The 19,944-nt window shown below is 59.7% G+C and carries 17 protein-coding genes; 9 read left to right on the plus strand and 8 right to left on the minus strand.

Annotated elements, in window-relative coordinates; genetic code table 11:
• Positions 1-105 precede the first annotated feature (105 nt).
• Both AO065_RS06455 and AO065_RS06460 read right to left on the minus strand, forming a co-directional pair.
• Positions 106-1,083, minus strand: a complete 978-nt coding sequence (locus AO065_RS06455) for a FecR domain-containing protein (protein ID WP_004886302.1) — start codon at positions 1,081-1,083, stop codon at positions 106-108.
• Positions 1,080-1,583: a sigma-70 family RNA polymerase sigma factor gene (locus AO065_RS06460; protein WP_004886301.1), complete on the minus strand. Its 504-nt coding sequence runs from the start codon at positions 1,581-1,583 to the stop codon at positions 1,080-1,082. Before AO065_RS06460 ends, AO065_RS06455 begins: the two co-directional genes overlap by 4 nt.
• Positions 1,584-1,757: 174 nt before the next feature.
• On the opposite strand from AO065_RS06460, the gene AO065_RS06465 reads away from it, so the two are divergent.
• From AO065_RS06465 to AO065_RS06475, 3 genes are read left to right on the plus strand one after another with little or no spacing between them, the layout of a single operon-like run.
• Positions 1,758-2,099: a DUF3649 domain-containing protein gene (locus tag AO065_RS06465; RefSeq protein ID WP_004886300.1), complete on the plus strand. Its 342-nt coding sequence runs from the start codon at positions 1,758-1,760 to the stop codon at positions 2,097-2,099.
• A 20-nt stretch (positions 2,100-2,119) separates the two neighbouring features.
• Positions 2,120-3,670 carry a PepSY-associated TM helix domain-containing protein gene (locus tag AO065_RS06470; protein WP_032652078.1) on the plus strand — a complete coding sequence of 517 codons (1,551 nt, stop codon included), beginning with the start codon at positions 2,120-2,122 and terminating at the stop codon, positions 3,668-3,670.
• Entirely contained in the window at positions 3,670-3,999 is a 330-nt protein-coding gene (locus tag AO065_RS06475) for a DUF3325 domain-containing protein (protein ID WP_004886295.1), read from the plus strand. Before AO065_RS06470 ends, AO065_RS06475 begins: the two co-directional genes overlap by 1 nt.
• Here the strand turns inward: AO065_RS06475 and AO065_RS06480 are convergent.
• The gene (locus tag AO065_RS06480; RefSeq protein ID WP_004886293.1) at positions 3,996-4,874 is read right to left on the minus strand and encodes an AraC family transcriptional regulator; all 879 of its coding nucleotides are present in this window, start codon (positions 4,872-4,874) and stop codon (positions 3,996-3,998) included. The two genes, AO065_RS06475 and AO065_RS06480, sit on opposite strands and share 4 nt — an antisense overlap.
• Positions 4,875-5,010: 136 nt before the next feature.
• Between AO065_RS06480 and AO065_RS06485 the strand changes: the two genes are divergently transcribed.
• Positions 5,011-5,922, plus strand: a complete 912-nt coding sequence (locus tag AO065_RS06485) for a DMT family transporter (protein WP_004886291.1) — start codon at positions 5,011-5,013, stop codon at positions 5,920-5,922.
• A 94-nt stretch (positions 5,923-6,016) separates the two neighbouring features.
• Here AO065_RS06485 and AO065_RS06490 read toward each other — a convergent pair whose 3' ends face one another.
• The gene (locus AO065_RS06490; RefSeq protein ID WP_004886290.1) at positions 6,017-6,991 is read right to left on the minus strand and encodes a 2-hydroxyacid dehydrogenase; all 975 of its coding nucleotides are present in this window, start codon (positions 6,989-6,991) and stop codon (positions 6,017-6,019) included.
• Positions 6,992-7,079: 88 nt separating this feature from the next.
• Positions 7,080-8,027 (minus strand): LysR family transcriptional regulator, encoded by a 948-nt coding sequence (locus AO065_RS06495; RefSeq protein ID WP_004886288.1) that lies wholly within the window; start codon positions 8,025-8,027, stop codon positions 7,080-7,082.
• Between the two features lie 197 nt (positions 8,028-8,224).
• Here AO065_RS06495 and AO065_RS06500 point away from each other — a divergent pair, with 197 nt between their 5' ends.
• Genes AO065_RS06500 through AO065_RS06515 form a run of 4 tightly spaced genes read left to right on the plus strand, consistent with a single transcriptional unit; the run spans position 8,225 to position 12,970 of the window.
• Entirely contained in the window at positions 8,225-9,715 is a 1,491-nt protein-coding gene (locus tag AO065_RS06500) for an efflux transporter outer membrane subunit (RefSeq protein ID WP_004886286.1), read from the plus strand.
• A 1-nt stretch (position 9,716) separates the two neighbouring features.
• Positions 9,717-11,903, plus strand: a complete 2,187-nt coding sequence (locus tag AO065_RS06505; protein WP_004886283.1) for an FUSC family protein — start codon at positions 9,717-9,719, stop codon at positions 11,901-11,903.
• Positions 11,893-12,093, plus strand: a complete 201-nt coding sequence (locus tag AO065_RS06510; RefSeq protein WP_004886281.1) for a DUF1656 domain-containing protein — start codon at positions 11,893-11,895, stop codon at positions 12,091-12,093. Before AO065_RS06505 ends, AO065_RS06510 begins: the two co-directional genes overlap by 11 nt.
• 22 nt (positions 12,094-12,115) lie before the next feature.
• Positions 12,116-12,970 (plus strand): efflux RND transporter periplasmic adaptor subunit, encoded by an 855-nt coding sequence (locus AO065_RS06515; protein ID WP_004886280.1) that lies wholly within the window; start codon positions 12,116-12,118, stop codon positions 12,968-12,970.
• Between the two features lie 380 nt (positions 12,971-13,350).
• Here AO065_RS06515 and AO065_RS06520 read toward each other — a convergent pair whose 3' ends face one another.
• The 3 genes from AO065_RS06520 to AO065_RS27255 all read right to left on the minus strand — a co-directional run bounded on the left by AO065_RS06520 (position 13,351) and on the right by AO065_RS27255 (position 16,602).
• Positions 13,351-14,169 carry an SDR family oxidoreductase gene (locus AO065_RS06520; protein ID WP_004886273.1) on the minus strand — a complete coding sequence of 273 codons (819 nt, stop codon included), beginning with the start codon at positions 14,167-14,169 and terminating at the stop codon, positions 13,351-13,353.
• 17 nt (positions 14,170-14,186) lie between these two features.
• Positions 14,187-14,651 (minus strand): hypothetical protein, encoded by a 465-nt coding sequence (locus AO065_RS06525; protein ID WP_004886270.1) that lies wholly within the window; start codon positions 14,649-14,651, stop codon positions 14,187-14,189.
• 280 nt (positions 14,652-14,931) lie between these two features.
• On the minus strand, positions 14,932-16,602 hold the full coding sequence (locus tag AO065_RS27255) for a PI-PLC domain-containing protein (protein ID WP_004886268.1): 1,671 nt from the start codon (positions 16,600-16,602) through the stop codon (positions 14,932-14,934).
• Positions 16,603-17,195: 593 nt separating this feature from the next.
• On the opposite strand from AO065_RS27255, the gene AO065_RS06540 reads away from it, so the two are divergent.
• On the plus strand, positions 17,196-19,862 hold the full coding sequence (locus AO065_RS06540) for an RHS repeat domain-containing protein (RefSeq protein WP_100225939.1): 2,667 nt from the start codon (positions 17,196-17,198) through the stop codon (positions 19,860-19,862).
• Positions 19,863-19,944: the final 82 nt, after the last annotated feature.

Genomic DNA, 19,944 nt, shown 5'->3' on the forward strand with positions numbered 1-19,944 from the left:
TTCAGTCAGTCACTTTCGNGTTTTGGGCGTCTTGCGGACTTGTGTATAACGATGAGCGCGGAGCGTAAGGAACGATCGGCATGGGTTGATCATGCACTCCGTGATTCAAACCCGCGCCTGCACGTTCACCCAATACCGGGTAAAGCGCTGAATGCGCACGGGCAGGGCGATTTCCAGCATGTCGAGGATGCGTTCGCTGTCAGTCAGCGGGTAGCTGCCGGAGATCAGCAGGTTGGCCACTTTCGCGTCGCAGTTCAGACGGCCGCGGCGGTAACGTCCCAGTTCGCCGAGGAAATCGCTCAGTTTCATGCGCGACGCGACCAGCATGCCGTCGGCCCAGGCGCCGCTGCTCGCATCCACGGGGCGGACGCTGTCCCAGGCGTTGCGGCTGAACGTCACCTGTTGCTGCGCCGGCACGATCAGCCCCGTACCTGCGCGTTCACCGGGAGCCAGTTCGACCACTCCGGCGAACACCGCCAGTTGCGTGCGTCCATTGAGCTGGCGCAGGTTGAAGCGACTGCTGCCGGTCGTGACCTTCACGGAGCCCTCGGCGGTCAGCAGGTTCAGCGGTCGGGTATCGGCCGAGGCGGTTATCAGGATTTCGCCCGACAACAGCCGAATGAGTCGCTGCTGCGCATCGTATTTCACATCCACGGCGCTGGCGGTGTTCAGCTGGATCTGGCTGCCGTCGCTCAAGGCCACCTTGCGCTGCTCGCCCACGCCGCTGTTGTAGTCAGCCAGCAAGGGTTGCAGCGCGATCTGGTCACGCAGGCTCCAGCCCGCGATTGAACCTGCGCCCAGTAACAACAGCAATTTCAGCGCGTGACGTCGGCTGCCGGATTGCGGTGCGCCCAGCGTCGCGTGGGCGAGCGGTGATGACAGGCCGCCCAGGCGTTGATTGACTCGCTGGATATGCGCCCAGGCCCGTTGGTGCTCGGCGTTGCCGTTGAGCCAGAGCTGCCAGGCCTTCTGACGACCGGCAGTCAACGAACCTTCCTGCATTTCCAGCAGCCAACTGACGGCCTGTTGCGCAACCGCAGGCGAGATGTCGGACTTGTTCAGGGATTCGCTGTTCAGGTTCATAGGGCGAAGTAGCAGCGCAGGGCGGCCTTGTTCAGGTGGCGTTTGACCGTTGCGATGGAAATACCCAACGCGCTGGCGATTTCGCCATGGCTCAGGCCATCAACCTGCGACATCAGGAACGCGCTTTTCACCGGGCCTGGAAGGCCATCCAGCAATTGATCCAGTTCCACCAGCGTTTCAAGAATGATTGCCCGTTCTTCTTCGGATGGCGCCACGCTCTCGGGCAGTTCGGACAGCGCCTGATAATAGGCGCGTTCCAGATCCTGACGTCGGTAGTGATTGCACAGCACGCGTCGGGCGATGGTGGTCAGGAACGCGCGCGGCTCGACGATCTGTTGCGTGTCGCGCGCGCCCAGCACCTTGATGAACGTGTCCTGCGCCAGATCCGCCGCACTGTGCGGACAGCCGAGCCTGCGCCGCAACCAGCCCGTCAGCCAGGCGTTATGCGCCCGGAACAGGCCGTCGACGGTGTGGGTGAGAGCAGGGTGGGCGCTGTGCATCACGAAAGCAATCCAGAGGATTCATGGGTGGCGTGGATTCTGTCAGACTCTTTTGCGTATGAGAATATTTATCATTAATATTGCGCTTCATTCGTCGGTTTGAAGGCGAATCAGGATTTGGCTGGAGCCATCACCCGCTTCCCGCTGCTCAATCTCCCGAACGAAGACGCTCCAATGGATGGCTCACCTGCCGCAACCACCCCGGTGGTCAAGAAGCGAATACCCCAAACCCGAGGCGTGACAGTTGCCTATCGACTGGCCGTGGCCTCGCGGGCGCTCGCAGCCATCTTTGCCGGTTACCTGCTGGCTTCGGTTACCAGCATCTGCATCGCGGAATGGTTGCCGCTTCCCCGTGCCGAAGCGGTGGTGACGGCAATGATGCTGTCCTTCCTTGTCTATCTGGTCGCCGTGCTCTGGTGCTTCGCCTGTCGTACGGCGCTGCAGGCCTGGGTCGGCGTGCTGGCGCCGTGCGCTGTGCTCGGCGCTGCGTACGCCTGCGGCAGGTGGTTGTCATGAAAGAGGGCTTCCGTCAGGCGATGGCCTGGCTGCACACCTGGATCGGTCTTCTCTTCGGCTGGTTGCTGTTCGCGATTTTCCTGACCGGGACGCTCTCGTATTTCAAGGACGAGATTACCCAGTGGATGCAGCCGGAGATTGCGGCACGCACCCTCGATGCCAGCGCCAGCGTGCAACTGGCCCAGACCTACCTGCAGACCCATGCTGCCGGTGCGTCGCGCTGGTTCATCAGTCTGCCTGACGAGCGAACGCCGGGGCTGTCGGTGGGTTGGCTGCCGGAAGGCAAGGCAGGCCAGCGCAACAATTTCGTGCGCAAGCTGCTCGACCCGCAGACCGGTGCCGAGGTGCAGGCGCGCGAAACGCGAGGTGGAGATTTCTTCTACCGCTTCCACTATCAGCTACAGATGCCGTACCCGTGGGGTCGCTGGCTGGCAACCATCGCTGCGATGGTGATGTTCGTCGCGCTGGTCACCGGCATCATCATTCACAAGAAAGTCTTCAAGGAGTTCTTCACCTTCCGCCCTCGCAAGGGCCAGCGCTCCTGGCTCGATGGGCATAACGCACTGGGCATACTGGTGCTGCCGTTTCATCTGATGATCACCTACAGCAGTCTGGTGATCTTCATGTCGATGGTCATGCCCGCCAGCATCCTGACCGCCTACGGCAACGTTCAGGCGTTCTATAGCGAAGCGTTTCCGGCTTCTCGTTCCGTCAAAGCCGAAGGCAATCCCGCGCCGTTGATTGCGCTGGCGCCTCTGGTCAGGACGGCGACCGAGCGCTGGGAAACCGGCCATGTCGGGCGGGTGATCGTGAATAACCCTGGCGATGCGGCGGCGTCGGTTCTGCTGACCCGCGATGACAAGGGCAGCATCGTGCTGGAGCGTGGCGGTGCGTTGACCTTCAACGGCGTCAGCGGCGAGTTGCAGGACGAAGTGCCGGAACGGCCAATGGCGTTGCAGGTGTCCGGGGCGATGTACGGCCTGCATGTCGGCCATTTTGCCGAGCCACTGTTGCGCTGGCTGTACTTCATTTTCGGCATCGCAGGCACTGCCATGATTGGCACGGGACTGGTGATGTGGCTGAGCAAGCGTCAACTCAAGCACGCCAAAAGCGGTGTGTTGCCGCTGGAGCTGAGGTTGGTGGAGGTGCTGAACATCGCCAGCATGTCCGGCCTGATGATCGCCGTGGCTGCATTTTTCTGGGCCAACCGCGTGATACCCGCAGGATTGGCCGGGCGTGCGGAGTGGGAAGTCAGCGTGTTTTTCAGCGTCTGGGGTATGTCGGTGTTGCACGCGCTGGTGCGCCGTGGTCGGAGTGCCTGGCGTGAGCAGTTGTGGTCGGGTGCGTTTCTGTTTACCGCATTGCCGCTGCTGGATCTGCTGACCAGCGGGCGCTATCTGATGGATTCGCTCGGCGCAGGCCATTGGGTGCTCGCAGCCTTTGACCTGACGGCCCTTGCGACGGGGCTGTTTCTGGGCTGGACGACGACGAAGTTCACGTCGTCACCTGCCAGCAAGGCACTTCGCCCGGACAGCCTGCCGCTGCAGGCCGGCCCGCAGGAGGCGAACTGATGCTGCTTGCGGCGTTGTTGTGCTATCTGGGTTTTGCGGCGCTGTGCCTTTCCATGCCGCGTCATTACGTTGAGCTGTGCAAGGGACCGCTTACCGAGCGTCGTCGGCTGAACTTCAAAATGATCGGCTGGGGTGCGCTGCTGGTTTCGCCCTGGCCTGCAGTGGACGCCGACGGTTGGGCCATCGGGCTGGTGCAGTGGTGTGCGGTATTGATGGTCAGCGCCGTGGTGCTGGTTTCGCTGATGCCCTTCCGGCCACGCTGGGTGCTGACGCTGGCCGGTTGCGCCGTACTGCTCAGCCCGCTGGCCGCGCTCGATCAGATGTTTTAGAGCGCCGTCAGTGCCATGCGGTACTCACCGGGTGTCGCGCCCATGGCTTGGCGGAACCTGTTGCTGAAATGACTGGCGCTGGCAAACCCACAGGCCAGCGCAATCTCGCCGAGCGGTTTGCCGGTGGTGCGCAGCAACCGACGCGCCTGTTCCAGGCGTCGTGCCAGCAGGTATTGGTGAGGCGGCAGCCCGAAGCTTTCCCGAAACATGCGGGCGAAGTGGTATTCCGACAGGGCGCACAGACCTGCCAGCTGGCCAAGACTCAGCGGATCTGCCAGGTGCGCCTCGATGTACTCCATCAGTTGCCTTCGCAAGTGTGGCGCCAGTCCGCCTTTCAAACGCAGACCTTCGCGCTGCCCGGTCTGGCTCAGCAGTGCATGACCGATCATCTCGTGCGCCAGACTGCTGGTCAGTAAACGCTCACCCGGCTCGGCCCAGTTCAGGCGGATCAACTGCTGGAAACGCTGTGTCTGTGCGGGATCGTCGAGAAAGGTGTTCTCCTGCAGCTGCATCTCGCGCGGCTCGCGATCCAGCAGCGTGACGCAACTGAGTGCGAATTGCTCGGCGCTGAAATACAGGTGCGCCAGACGGATTTCGCCGTTCACGATCCATGCAGACTCATGTCCGGCAGGCAGGATGCAGAGTTTGCCCGGCGAGCCTTTCTGATCGGGCCTGTCACGCCGGAAGGTGCCGGTGCCGTCTTCGATGTAGCAGGAGAGCGTGTGGTGGGTAGGCGCGTGATATTCCTGAGAGTCATGCCGGTTGTTCCACAGCGCTGCCATCAACCCATCGCCCAGCGTCGCGCTCTGTTCGAGACAGGAGTGGGGCGAGCTGTTCAGGGCCTGAAAGACCTGGATGGATTCGATGGATGGCATGGGGATTCCTCTATGACGCTCATCCTACCTGCGACAGGCTCCGCTGCCAGCACCCCGTCGATCAAATGCGCAAGATTGTGCAAGCGCGCATGGCGAGGCGCGCAGCAGACTGATGGCTCATCAAGGAGCCTGCGTCATGAACATTTCGCTTTATCTGCTGACCGTGCTGATCTGGGGCACGACCTGGATTGCGCTCAAGCTCCAGCTCGGCGAGGTCGCCATTCCTGTCTCCATCGTCTATCGCTTCGCGCTGGCCGCGCTGGTGCTGTTCGCGATTCTGCTGATGACCCGACGTTTGCAGCCGGTCAATCGGCGTGGTCAGTTGATCTGTCTGGCGCAGGGTGTCTGTCTGTTCTGCGTCAACTTCATGTGTTTTCTGACCGCGAGTCAGTGGATCCCCAGTGGCCTGATCGCCGTCGTGTTCTCGACCGCAACCTTGTGGAATGCGCTGAATGCGCGGGTGTTTTTCTGCCAGAAGATCGCCAGTAATGTACTGACCGGCGGCGCATTGGGATTGCTGGGATTGGGTTGCCTGTTCTGGCCTGAACTGTCCGGGCACGGTGCCAGCCATCAGACCCTGATCGGGCTGGGCCTGGCTCTTCTCGGCACGCTGTGCTTTTCGGCGGGCAACATGCTGTCGAGCATGCAGCAGAAAGCCGGTCTGCGTCCGCTGACCACCAACGCCTGGGGCATGTTTTATGGCGCAACCATTCTCAGCGTGTACTGCCTGCTCAGCGGCACGCCGTTCACGTTTGAATGGAACACTCGTTACGTGGGATCTCTGTTGTATCTGGTCATTCCGGGTTCGGTGATCGGCTTCACCGCGTACCTGACCCTGGTCGGACGCATGGGTCCGGAGCGTGCGGCGTATTGCACCGTGCTGTTCCCGGTCGTGGCGCTGAACATCTCGGCGTGGGTCGAAGGATATCAGTGGACCTCGGCTGCGCTGGTCGGGCTGGTGCTGGTGATGGCGGGGAATGTGCTGGTGTTCAGGAAGGTAAAGCTGGTGGCGTTGCCGACCTCAGGCATCAGTCAGCCCTCACGCTGACGTTCTCCTGCGCTGACCCAAAGGGACGCTGAGCGTCCCGGGCGGCATGCCGACGCGGAGCATCGGCACGATCAGGCAGCAAACCGTTGTGCAATCAACCCTTCCACACCTGTGGATTGACCAGATCTTGTGGACGTTCACCCAGCAGTGCGTTGCGCAAATTGTGGTAGGCACGGTCGGCCATGGCCTGGCGGGTTTCGGTGGTGGCCGAGCCGATGTGGGGCAGGGTGACGGCGTTCTTGAGCTGGAACAGCGGCGACTCGCTCAGCGGTTCCTTTTCGTACACATCAAGACCCGCGCCGCGGATGGTGCCGTTCTGCAGGGCTTCGATCAGCGCCGGTTCGTCGACGATCGGACCGCGTGCGATGTTGACCAGAATCGCGCTCGGCTTCATCAGGCTCAGCTCGCGGCGCGAGATCAGATGGCGGGTCTTGTCGCTCAACGGCACCACGAGGCACACGAAATCGGATTCGGCCAGCAACTGATCCAGGCTGCGGAATTGAGCGCCCAACTCCTGCTCAAGTTCGGTCTTGCGGCTGTTGCCGCTGTACAGGATCGGCATGTTGAAACCCAGTCGGCCACGGCGCGCAATGGCTGCGCCGATGTTGCCCATGCCCACGATACCCAGCGTCTTGCCATGCACATCGGTGCCGAAATGCGGCGCCTCGATGCTGCGTGTCCACTGGCCCGCCTTGGTCCAGGCGTCCAGCTCGGCCACGCGGCGTGCGCTGCTCATGATCAGCGAAAAACCCAGGTCGGCGGTGCTTTCAGTCAGCACGTCCGGCGTGTTGGTCAGCATGATGCCGCGCTCGCTCAGGTAGCCGACGTCGTAGTTGTCGTAACCCACCGAAATGCTCGATACCACTTCCAGACGGCTGGCGTTCGCCAACTGTTCGCGGCCCAGTTTGCGGCCGGCACCGATCATCCCGTGGGACTCGGGCAGGGCTTCTTCGAACTGGGCATTGAGGTCGCCGCGCTTCGGGTCGGGCACGATCACAGTGAAATCTTGCGACAGGCGCTCGGCCATTTCAGGGGACACACGGCTGAAGGCGAGTACGGTTTTTTTCATTGGGCAGTCACTCTTGAGCGGGTTGAATGAGTAGCACGCTAACATTCCTGCCCGCCTGATTGCAGCCGCTTTTTACAGTTGTACGACGTCAGGACATGTTCTTGAGCGCCTGCACATGCAGATCCGCTTCATCCGCCGCGAGAATCTCCGGCAGCGAGCCGCGCAGGTACTCGACCCAGGTCTTGATCTTGGCATCCAGGTACTGGCGCGAAGGGTAGATGGCGTACAGGTTCAACTCCTGAGAGCGATAGTCGGACATGATCCGCACCAGCGTACCGTTGCGCAGGCCTTCGATGGCCGAATAGATCGGCAGGATACCGACACCCATGCCGCTGGAAATCGCGGTTTTCATGGCATCCGCCGAATTGACCAGCAACGGCGAGGTGGTGATGGTGACCATCTCCTGACCGTCCGGGCCGTCGAACAGCCATTTCTCCAGCGGAAACACCGGGCTTACCAGACGCAGGCAGGCGTGGTTCAACAGGTCCGCAGGCTTGTGCGCAGTGCCGAACGTCTTGATGTACTCCGGCGATGCACAGACGATGCTGTAGGTGATGCCCAGGCGCTGAGACACGAAGCCCGAATCCGGCAGTTCGCTGGCCAGCACGATCGACACGTCGTAACCGTCTTCCAGCAGATCAGGTACACGACTGGTCAGCGTCAGGTCGAACGACACGTCCGGGTGGCTGCGCCGATAACGGGCGATGGCATCGACCACGTAATGCTGACCGACACCCGGCATCGAATGCATCTTGAGCTGCCCGGCCGGACGCGCATGGGCGTCGCTGGCTTCGGCTTCGGCCTCTTCGACAGACATCAGAATCTGCTCGCAGCGCAGCAGATAGCGCTTGCCGGCTTCGGTCAGTGCGATACGGCGCGTGGTGCGATTGAGCAGACGCGTCTGCAAGTGCGCCTCCAGGTTGGAGACGGCACGCGAAACGTTGGCGGTGGTGGTGTCGAGCAACGCCGCTGCGGCGGTAAAGCTGCCCGCTTGCGCCACGCAACTGAAGGCACGCATGTTTTGCAGGGTGTCCATGGTTCTTCTCTGAATGGAACAGCTTCAATAGACGACAAATTGTGACATGAAGTAACAAAAGCATGTCAGCCATACCAATGGATTATCGCCGTTTCGGTAATAAAGAATCACACATCTCCCCGCTTATCGCCATGTCGAGCGCCGCCTAGAATCGCCGCCATTCGAGGCGTTTCATTACCGGTCGGGAATTCGCAGCTGTGCCGCGTCGCATCATCAGAGGGCTCAAGCCCCTCGGTCTCATGGCTTTATCGTTCGTCATCAGCGGCTGCATCGGAACCGGCGGAATCGGACCCAAGGGTGACCTGTTGCCCGCCGACAGTCTGGCCACCGATCAGGCCATTCAGTGCGCCGCGCTCAGCGCACACTGGCCGAACCAGCAGTGGTGGCGCGTCTACAACGACCCGCAACTGAATCGCTGGATCGAGCTCGCGATCCTTGGCAGTCCGAGCCTGGCCATGGCCGCCGCAAGAGTCAGGGACGCCAGAGCCATGGCCGGGGTGGCCGAATCCGCCGAGTCGCTGCAGGTTCAGAGCACCGCCAGTCTGGCGCGTCATGAATGGCCGAGCGATCAGTTTTATGGCCCCGGTGCGCTCGCCGATAGTCACACCTGGGACAATAATGCCTCGCTGGGTCTGAGTTACGCGCTTGACCTGTGGGGACGCGAGCGTAACGCCAGCGAACAGGCGCTTGACCTGGCGCACATGAGTGCCGCCGAACAGCGGCAGGCCCAGCTTGAACTGCAGGAAAACATTGTCCGCGCCTACATCCAATTCTCCCTGAACTTCGCCCGCCTGGAGATCGCCCAGGCGACGCTGGCCCAGCAACAGCAGATGCTGGAGCTGGCGCAACGTCGGCTCAAGGGCGGCCTGGGCACGCACTTCGAAGTCAGTCAGGCTGAGGCGCCGTTGCCGGAGATCCATCGGCAGATCGATGAGCTCGAAGAAGCCATCGCCCTGGGGCGTAATCAACTGGCGGCACTGGCGGGCAAGGGGCCGGGTGACGGAGCGACCTTGCAGCGTCCCGCCCTTGCGCTGAAAACTGAACTGACGCTGCCGTCGGCCTTGCCTGCGCAACTGCTTGGCCAGCGGCCTGATGTGGTTGCCAGTCAGTGGCGTGTCGCCGCGCAGACGCGAGGCCTGGACGTGGCCCATGCCAATTTCTATCCCAACGTCGATCTGGTCGCCAGTCTGGGTTACATGGCGACAGGGGGCGGCATGCTGGAGTTTCTGACCGGCAGCAAGTTCAGCTACAAGGCAGGCCCTGCGCTCACGCTGCCGATCTTCGACGGCGGGCGTCTGCGCGCTGAACTGGGCCACGCGTCGGCCGGGTACGATCTGGCGGTCGCGCATTACAACCAGACGCTGGTCACGGCGCTGCAAAATGTGTCCGACCAGTTGATTCGTCGCGCCTCGCTCGACAAGCAGCAGGTGTACACAGCCGAGTCGGTGGCGTCGGCGCGCAAGACCTACGACATAGCCATGATCGCTTATCAGCGCGGGTTGACCGATTACCTGAATGTGCTCAACGCCCAGACCCTGCTGTTTCGTCAACAACAGGTTCAGCAGCAGGTCGAGGCTGCGCGCCTGAGCGCCTATGCCGGACTGGTGGTGGCGCTGGGTGGCGGGTTGTCGGCGGGAAACGATGTACCTGCGGCTTTTGTTGAAACGGGCAAGAAGGTCGACCACTGATATGACCACGCTTGCTCATCGGATTATCGCGCTGCCCTGGCGTCGTGAGTTCAACGGTTGGGCGCGCAGCGACGGCGTGACCTGGATCTATATCGGCAAGGTATTGATCGCCGCATTCCTGACGTATTGGCTGGCGCTGCGCCTTGAGCTGCCCCAACCTCGGACGGCGATGATCACTGTTTTCATCGTCATGCAGCCGCAAAGCGGGCAGGTGTTCGCCAAGAGTTTTTACCGGCTGCTCGGAACGCTGGCGGGCTCGGCCATGATGGTGCTGCTGATGGCACTGTTCGCACAGAATCCGGTGCCGTTCCTCGGTTGTCTGGCGCTGTGGGTCGGGTTCTGTTCGGCAGGTGCAGCGCGCTATCGCAACTTTCGTGCGTATGGTTTCGTGCTCGCCGGTTACACCGCCGCCATGATCGGCCTGCCTGCGCTGGCGCATCCGGAAGGCGCGTTCATGGCAGCGGTGTGGCGAGTGCTGGAAATCTCGCTGGGCATTCTCTGTGCGACGGTAGTCAGTGCGGTGGTGCTGCCGCAAAGTGCCAGTGCGGCGATGCGCAACGCGCTCTATCAACGGTTTGGTGTCTTCGCCCGCTTCGTGATCGATGGCCTTCGCGGCACTCAGGCGCAAGACGCTTTCGAGACCGGCAACGTGCGATTCGTCGCAGAAGCCATCGGCCTGGAGGGGCTGCGCAGCGTCACGGTGTTCGAAGACCCGCACATGCGCCGACGCAACGGACGGCTCAACCGCCTGAACAGCGAGTTCATGGCCATCACCACGCGTTTCAACGCGCTGCATCAACTGCTTGAGCGGCTACGTGTCGAGCGTTCGAACGCTGTGCTGAGTCACGTCGAGCCGGGACTCGATCAGTTGACCGCGCTGCTTGATGCGTTTGCCGACAAGTCCCTGACCAGTCCCGACGCTGCGCGACTGGTCAGGGACCTGGAAACACTCAAGGCGCAGTGGCCGGATATGGTCAGGCGTCTGCGTGCCGATTTTGAAAAAGCGGTTCCAGACGAGGCCCAATGGCTGGATTTTCATACGGCATTCGAGCTGCTGTATCGCCTTCTGAACGAGCTGCTTGGCTACGCCCAGACCCACGCATCGCTGGCCGATCATCAGCATGTCCGTGAGCAGTGGAACGAGCCCTTCGTGCCACGCACGCACTGGATGACGACAGCGGCTGCGGGCGTTCGCGCGACGTGTGTGGTGGCGCTGTTGAGTACTTACTGGGTGCTGACTGCCTGGCCCAGCGGGGCGGTCATGACGCTGGCTTCGGCCGCTACCGTCGCGCTGTCTTCGACCACTCACAATCCCCGACGCATGTCGTTTCAGATGGCTTGCGGCACGCTCCTCGGCGCGCTGCTCGGGTTTGTCGAAACCTTTTTTCTGTTCCCGCAGATCGATGGCTTTCCTTTGCTGTGCGTTTTGCTTACGCCGGTTTTCGTGCTGGGTGCTTTCCTCGGGTCCCGGCCGCAATGGACCGGGTACGGGCTGGGCTTGCTGATCTTTTTCAGCATCGGCTCGGTGCCGGACAACCTGACGGTCTATGACCCTTACACCTTCATCAACGACTACATCGCCATGGTAATCGGCATGCTGTTCTGTGCCGCTGCGGGCGCAATCATCCTGCCGCCCAACAGCCGCTGGATGTGGCAGCGACTGGAGCAGGCGTTGCGTGATCAGGTGGTGTTCGCGATCAGTGCGCCCTTGCAACGACTGGGTTCGCGTTTCGAGAGCCAGACCCGCGACCTCATGCATCAGGCATATGGCCTGGCCATCGGCAGACCTGAGGTGCAGCGTGAACTGTTGCGCTGGATGTTCGTCGTGCTGGAAGTCGGTCACGCGATCATCGAGTTGCGTCGCGAGCAGGCCGTGCTGCCGGTTCATCCAAGCTATGCCGAGTATCAACCCTGGCGCATTGCGTTGCGGGTAATGGGACGGGCGTTGGTCCGTCTGTTCATCCAGCCTGACGAGAACAACCTGCAGCGGTGTCTGCTGGCAGTCGATCAGGCGCTCAATCGGGTTCAGGAAGCGGACGAGCCGTTTGCCTCGCACTTCGATACTTCGGTGCTGCGCCGGGTGAAAAGCTACCTGCACTTCATTCGCTCTTCGTTGCTGGACCCTCAATCACCCATGGCTGCCTATGGCCGCGTAGCTGGTTTTTCCGGGGTGGCCCATGCCGCGTGAGATCGCCTTTCATGGTTTGTACATGCCGACCGTGAGCTTGATGTTTCTGCTTGCGATGGCCCTGGCCTGGGGGCTGGATCGCCTATTGGCAGGGCTGGATCTGTATCGCCACTTCTGGCACCCGGCGTTGCTGCGCCTGAGCCTGTTCACCTGTCTGTTCGGCGCGCTGGCGCTGCCTCTTTATCGTTGATACCTGGCTCGGAAATCTCTGGATGAAAAAGTTTTTCAGCGTGATTGCCACGTTGCTGTTTCTGGCGCTGGCCCTGTGGATCGGACGCACGTTATGGGTCCAGTATATGGACACGCCCTGGACCCGCGACGGCCGTGTTCGCGCCGACATCATCAATGTGGCGGCGGATGTCTCCGGCACCGTGATCGATGTGCCGGTGCACGACAACCAGCAGGTCAGGCGCGGCGACCTGTTGATGCAGATCGATCCCGAGCACTACCGGATTGCGGTCAGGCAGGCCCAGGCGCTGCTGGCCTCACGCAAGGCCACTTGGGAGATGCGCAAGCTCAACGCCAAACGCCGCGCCGACATGGACGAACTGGTGATCTCGGCGGAAAACCGTGATGACGCGAGCACGGTCGCAACCTCGGCGCTGGCGGACTATCAGTTGGCTCAGGCACAGCTGGAGGCGGCGGAACTGAACCTGTCGCGCACTCGCGTGCTGGCGTCGGTGGATGGCTATGTCACCAACCTGAACGTGCATCGGGGTGACTATGCACGCATTGGCGAGGCGAAGATGGCAGTGGTTGATATGAACTCGTTCTGGGTCTATGGCTTCTTCGAAGAAACCAAACTGCCGCACGTGAAAGTGGGTGATCCAGCGGACATGCAATTGATGAGTGGTGAGGTGATCCAGGGCCACGTCGAAAGCATCGCGCGCGGTATTTATGACCGGGACAATCCGCAAAGCCGCGAGCTGGTCGCCGACGTCAACCCGACGTTCAACTGGGTCCGCCTGGCCCAGCGCGTGCCGGTACGCATTCATCTGGATCGCGTGCCGGACGGTGTGCAGCTGTCAGCGGGAATGACGTGCACGGTGATTGTGACGCCAGGCTGATATTGCCCCGCTGATCATTCCTCACGCGCCGCGTATGATCGTTCCCACTCTGCGCTCACAAATCCGGCTCAACACTGATCGTGCCCATCGCTCTGAAGTGGGCATGCCGCCCGTGACGCTCCGCGTCACAAATGGCACAGATTGCGGATTCGGTGAGCCGAGCGCATGACGTGGATAACGCTGGAGTTTGGGCGCGCATCTGCGCCACGTTCGAGAGCGGACGCGGAGCGTCCTGGGAGGCATTCCCACGCAGAGCGTGGGAACGATNTCATCGTATTCCTACAAGAGGACTTGTGTATAACGATGGGCACGATCAGTGTCGAGGCAGGTTTGTGCATAACGATAAGCGCGGAGCATATGTCCGACCAGGTTACGGCGTATCACAACGAAGCATTCAACCCGAACCGCTTGCGCAGTCCGCTTTCCAGCAATGCCTTGGGCAGTAGCCATGATATCAGCGGCAGCACACGTGAGCCGTTGCCCAGGCGCAGAAGGCGCGGCGGGTTGGCTTGCTGGACGGCCTTGAGCAGGTCGCGGGCGAAGTCGGTGGCGGGTGTGGGGTTGTCCTGCGAGGCCTTGGCGCGGGCACGGATGCCTTCACGGATCGGCCACCAGGGCGACTGCTCGCTGATCAACTGCTCGGCCTCGTGGCTGGCATTCTTTGCAAAACTCGATGCGATGGCGCCCGGCTGAACTTCCATCACATCCACGCCAAACGGTGCCAGCTCCAGACGCAGCGCATCGCTGAGTGCATGCACGGCCGCTTTCGAGGCGCAGTAGGCACCTGCGAATGGCGTCACCAGCACGCCGGAAACACTGCCGATATTGACCACCAGTCCCTTGTTGCGGCGCAGCGCGGGGAACAGCGCTTTCGTGACGCCGATCACCGAAAATACGTTGGTTTCGAACTGCCGTTGCAGTGCCTCGACGCCGCCGTCCAGCAACGGCCCCATCGCGCCGTAACCGGCGTTGTTGATCAGCACATCGAGCCCGCTGTGTTCCAGCCCGGCAGCGAGTTGTTCCAGTGCCATGCTGTCGTTGACATCCAGTTGCACGGCAATGAAACCGGCTGCGCTCAGCGTGGCGACGTCTTCCTGCTTGCGCGCCGTGGCCCACACCTCGTAACCGTTCGCCTTGAAGGCGTCGGCGAGTGCGCGACCTATTCCGCTGGAGCAGCCAGTGATGAGAGCGATGGGCATATCGATGTCCTTAGGGATCAGTCCGAGAAACTGCCTTGCAGATGTTCTGCGCGAAACTCCAGGGTTTGCGGGCGATAGCCATTGCGCAGGGCAGGCACCGGCACACAGTCCTGCCAGTTGCCGTCCGCCTGCAACTCGCCGGGGCCGCGGTAGCGCGCAGAAGTGTAGGTGTTATCCGCCAGATTGACCGTATCGCCGGGCGCATACGCAGCGATCCGCCAACGCAGTTCCAATAGCGACGCCTTGTTGCGGTTGGTGACTGAGACTTGCAACGGACGATCAGCCGGACATTGCTGAGGCGCGTAGGCCAGACGGATATCCAGTTGCTCCAACTGCCGGGTCTCGCGACTGTCCTGCCAGATCACAATGGCGGCCACTATTCCCAGCCCCGCAGCTGCGGCCAGCGATACCGGCAGGGCCTTCGCAGGGTAGCGCAGCAGCAGAATAAGCCAGGTCAGGATTAACAGGATGCCGATCAGCATGCAGCGGGTCTCCAGCGGGGGGCAGTGCTGGACATCCTACAGAAAGGGAAGGGCCGTTGACCAATAAGGTCGGACGAGGCGGGGAAGCGCAGCCGCAGTGATGCGTTACACACCGGGTCCTTTGATCAGGCCCTCTTCAATTCCTGCCCCATCCGTTCGAGTATCAGCGCATCGTCCCGGTGTGCCGCCCCTTTGACCTGAGCCGACCCCGGGGCCGCTGCTTTGTGCCCCGGATCATGAGTAACCCTTACGGGTTTCAGTAAATCGAAAACAGGCGGGTTCAGTTTGATCCCAGCATGCGCCACTTTTTATCTCTTAATATGAACGAGACGACGTCTCCCTTATTAAGGGTGATGGAGGTGGCTGGATTGTCCGACCCCGCAAGCATCAACTCGGTTGAGTAATCCGCAGTGCTCTTTATCTGTAATGGGCAGGTCTCATATCCACCCTCCGGTAGCCGCAGCTTCCTTGTCCAATGGCTATTCCTCACCTGTACGATAAGGTAACGTCCCGTGTAATTGATTTGATATTCTTCAGATTGGGGCACGTCAATCGCTACACCCGACACCATGGACTCTGCCCTGATTCTGTTGGCGTGAATGCAGTTATCAACCAGTCGCTGTCGCAACGACCAGTCGGTATTGATAATGTAAAATTTTTGAATGTAAGACCCTTGATCCTCTGAATAGAACCACTCACGAATTTTATCGGAGAAGTCATCCGGTGTGGCGATGGGGATCTTGTTATACTTGGCACACTGGATGGACCATAGTTCGTCATAAGGTTTGGGATAGGTAGCGATGCCGTCCATGAACTCCTTTAGTTCGTCGGTAGAGGGGAAGTTTTCGCCTATCCATTTCTGTTTGACACCGTCCCAGAATAACGGATCCCGTCGATCGTCTTCGTAGGCAATGACCACGCCATAATCACCGTGATTCCAGATTTGCTCTATCGTTAGCGCATTCATCCAGCGTGGAATTATTGCGGCGCCCAAGCTGTTTTTGATCAGGGCGTGAAGCTCTTTGTGCGCGGCATCAGTGAAGTTCTTGAACTGATGAAAGTCGAGGATGACAATTTCCTTTTTTGGATTTCCGTTAGCTGGTTTATGGTTGCGGAACATCTTGACCCCTTCCAGGATGTCGTAACCAACGGTACGGCCGGAATTGAGGTCATGGTAAATGCTGAAGCGAGAGTGGCTATTGATCGGAGCGTTTTCCTTGAATTCCACTCTGAGGTCCAGCACCCGGATACCGTTCATCAATTGGTGATGCGGCGATATATCCTGGCAGGTTTCATAGCTGTTGGTGTAACTGGCGTCTTTATCCATGCCCGAGTCGTGGGTACCGGGCAGGATGGTGTCCATGATGCGCAGGGTTCGGCCTCCGTGGTAGGTGGTTTGCCACGTACTTCGATCTTCGTTGGTGAAAGGCCTGCACACTCCGCCCGATACACCACCCCCTCCAGGGCAGCCGCTTAGCATTGATCCGCCAGAACGTGAGTATTCCGCTATGTTTTCTTCGACCTGACGCAACGCTTCTTCTGCGCTTGTAATCAGGTGCCTTAAACGGTCTTTGAATTCCGTCGACAAACGCTGGAGTTCCTGCTGTTTCGCAAGTCTTTCAGCGTCTAGTGTGTCCATGCTCTCAGGGTGCGGCGGTGGCTGGTCAGGGCCAGTGTCGATGAGTTTTTCGACAGCGCCTAATTCGTCTTCAATTCTCTTTTTAAGTACGCTTGAATATTCCTTGATCCACGTTGCCAGTCGATGACGCTCTTCATCGCGTGCCGGGGTCGTGGCATCGAGGGCGCTCGGTTCTTCAACGGGTTGCTGTGCTTGCTCAAGGCTGGGCGTTGTCTCGTGCTCCGTTCCTGCAGTTGAAGGCTCGGTGTCTGCTGCCCTGTCAGTCTGCTGAGGCTGTTCACTGTCCACTTTTCTTTCGTCTTCGCCGTTCATGGCCATCTCCTGATGAGTGATTACTACTCAGTCCAAGAAAAGCAAACACAGCGACCTCAGGCTACTGGCACAACTGTTAGGCCTGTCCGGCCCGGCTAATGCGCGAAACTCCAGGGTTTGCGGGCGATAGCCATTGCGCACGGCAGGCACTGGCACTCGCTGGGGACGTGCAGCCTGGATGAGGCATGCTTGCATCATCCGGGTTTTATGATCGGCAGCGCTCAGTCACACGAAGGTATAAATTTTGGACGTCGGCAACTCGGCTTTACTCCCGAGCAGTACGCCTGTGATTTTTGCCTTTGCCCATAGTTGATACTTGCGGACGGTTTGGCTGACTAACCGATAAAGTTATGCAGAGTGAGAACTTCTGGCTACTGACAGAAATAACAGTGGCAGACGATAGGCATTACGCCGGATATGACTTATTTCTCGCTGAGGCCGTCGGCAGCTCCTTGCTGTGTTTGAAGGGGGCCATGAGGGCATTGAGGATCACGATGTCCACTTCTCCATTGCGTGATCGTTTCTTCTTCCTCGCCGGTGTAATCGTCCAGAACACCTAAACTATGAAAAGGTCCTTCAAGGACGACTCGGCCGTGAATACAGCAAACACCTCGTTACATTGCTATACGCCCACCTTGCAGGTGACGGACCCTCGTGGGATGCCTGTCCGTTCGGCTGCATTCTTTCGCCTGAACGCTGCCGATAAGCCGGAGATCCGTGTTGACCGCTCTGCGTTCGATACCGCAGGTCGTCTGGTTGAACGCTGGGACGCTCGCTTGTGGGCTGTTCAGGCCGCGGCCAATGTAATTTCCAGGCATTCGCTGAGCGGTTCTGTTCTGTCGACCGACAGCGTTGATACCGGTTGGCGCGTCGTGTTGCCAGGAGAGAGTGAGCAGCCGATATACGTCTGGGACGGTCGAAAGACGGTACGACGCATGCAGTACGATGCGCTGCTCAGGCCGACGGCTGTGTTTGAAGACCAGCGCTGTGTGGAACGCCTGCTTTATGGCGGACCTGACCTGGCAGCGCGGAACCTGTGTGGTCAGTTGAATCGCCACGATGATCCGGCAGGCACCCGGTTGAACGGCGAGTTCGGTCTGACCGGTACTGTGATAGCGCAAACCAGGCATTTTCTGCGTGACCTCGACAGCCCGGACTGGTCTGAATCAATTCCTGAGCGTAACGCCTTGCTGGAGGTCGACAACGACGCAATCACACATTGGCTTTATAGCCCGTTGGGCGAGGTCATACAGCGGACCGATGCCTTGGGCAGTGTTCACTTCCTGGACCAGACGGTCGCCGGTCAGCTAAAGGCCAGCCGATTGCAGCTTGGGGACGAGTCGGAGAAGACACTGGTCAGCGATATCCGCTACGACGCTCAGAACCGCGTTGTGTCAGAGACAGCAGGCAATGGTGTGGTGAGCACGGCGGTTTATCGCAGCGAAGACGGTCGGCTTCTGCAACTGAAAGCAACAGATGCCCATGGAGCGTTGTTGCAGAATCTGCTGTACGCCTATGATGCGGTTGGCAATGTCCTGCGCATCGAAGACTGCGCTCAGCCGACCAAGTATTACGCCAATCAACGTATCGATCCGGTGTCGACGTATCGGTACGACACCCTATATCAATTGGTCGAGGCAACAGGCCGAGAGGCCGCAACCGTCAAACAAGGACCGACTTTCCCGGTTTTTCAGAGCCCGCCCGATCCTGCGCAACTGGCCAATTACACGCAAACCTATCGTTATGATGCGGGTGGCAATCTGCTGCAGTTCACCCACGTTGGCGCACAGTCCCATTCGCAAACGATGGCTATGGCCAGGCGGAGTAATCGCAGCCTGCCGGTCATCGACAATCTGCCACCCGGTGAAGAGGAAATAGCCCGCGCGTTCGACGCAAATGGCAATCTGTTAGCGCTGCAAGCAGGACAGAACCTGAGCTGGGATCGACGCAACCAGTTGCAGGATGTGCGCCCGGTGATACGTAAAGCCGGTGAAGACGACAGCGAGCATTACCGTTACGACGCCAGCGGCCAGCGTGTACGCAAAGTACGTGTGACTCAGGCAGGGTCCGTGGTCCATCGAGCCGAAGTGCGTTACTTGCCAGGACTGGAAATCCGCACCAACACGGCCACTCGCGAAATGCTGTACGTCATCACAGGTCAGGCCGGACGCAGCGGCGTGCGGGTGTTGCATTGGGAAGCTGGCCAGCCGGACAGCCTCGATAACGATTCGATCCGCTACACGCTGAACGACCATCTGGGCTCCGGCACGCTGGAGCTTGATGAGCAGGCGCACCTGATCAGTCAGGAAAGTTACTACCCGTTCGGTGGCACCTCATGGTGGGCGGCGCGCAGTGCCATTGAAGCGAGTTACAAGACCGTGCGCTACTCCGGCAAGGAGCGGGACGTGACAGGGCTGTATTACTACGGGTTGAGGTATTACGCACCGTGGTTGCAGCGATGGATCACTCCGGATCCGGCGGGGGACGTGGATGGGTTGAATCTGTACCGTATGGTTAAAAATAATCCGATGTGCCACCAGGATAGATGTGGCACTCAGCCAAACGATGTAAATGATCCAGAACTACTTGGGGCTGATCCTCAGCCTTTGCCGACTGTGCCCCTACTGCCAAGCAACGCGCGGGATGCCAGAAACAGCGCATCGGAAGCAACTGGAAGTACTTCAAGATTCGCGCTCAGGCCAGCCGGTTATAAAAAATACGTCACTTTGGATTATCCAGACTTCACGATAAAACAATTTGAGTCACACAGTCCCGTCGCTAAAAAGGATCTTATTATCCACGGGCATGGAAGGCTGCGATCCCCGGTGCACAAGATTTATAACGCACCCATCAAACTTGGTTTTTACGCGCCTCCAGACAATCTGCTGTCCGCATCTCGAAGCGAACTGTACCGATTTCAATCGAGAAAGCTTCAGGTCGCTCCTGTGGAGGTCATTGAGTGCGGTATGGAGTCACGCGATTATGAAATCGCCTACTCATCGGCTTTCGACAGTAAACTTGCTAACGGTCTTTACCACTCACAATTGTTGAATCGCAAGCCTGCGATTTCAACCTCATCGATCCAGCACGTTGAAAATTATCACGATGTGCTGATCGTCAAACCAGGAAAGTCAGTGCCATTGAGCAAGTTATTGAAACAGGTACCTGCCTATGATCAGGTTCATGCCTTGTTTTGCAGATCTCGCGGCCCTTCCGGCCCGGTGCATGAGTTTTCCGCAACGAAGAATCGCAGCAACTAAAAAGCCCCCGCCACTGTCTTGCGGATGGGATATGCAAGACAGTGACGGGGGCCGGTGTTCTACCGCTTTTTCGCTAACCGCT

The organism is Pseudomonas viridiflava, assembly GCF_001642795.1.
Lineage (GTDB): Bacteria > Pseudomonadota > Gammaproteobacteria > Pseudomonadales > Pseudomonadaceae > Aquipseudomonas > Aquipseudomonas viridiflava.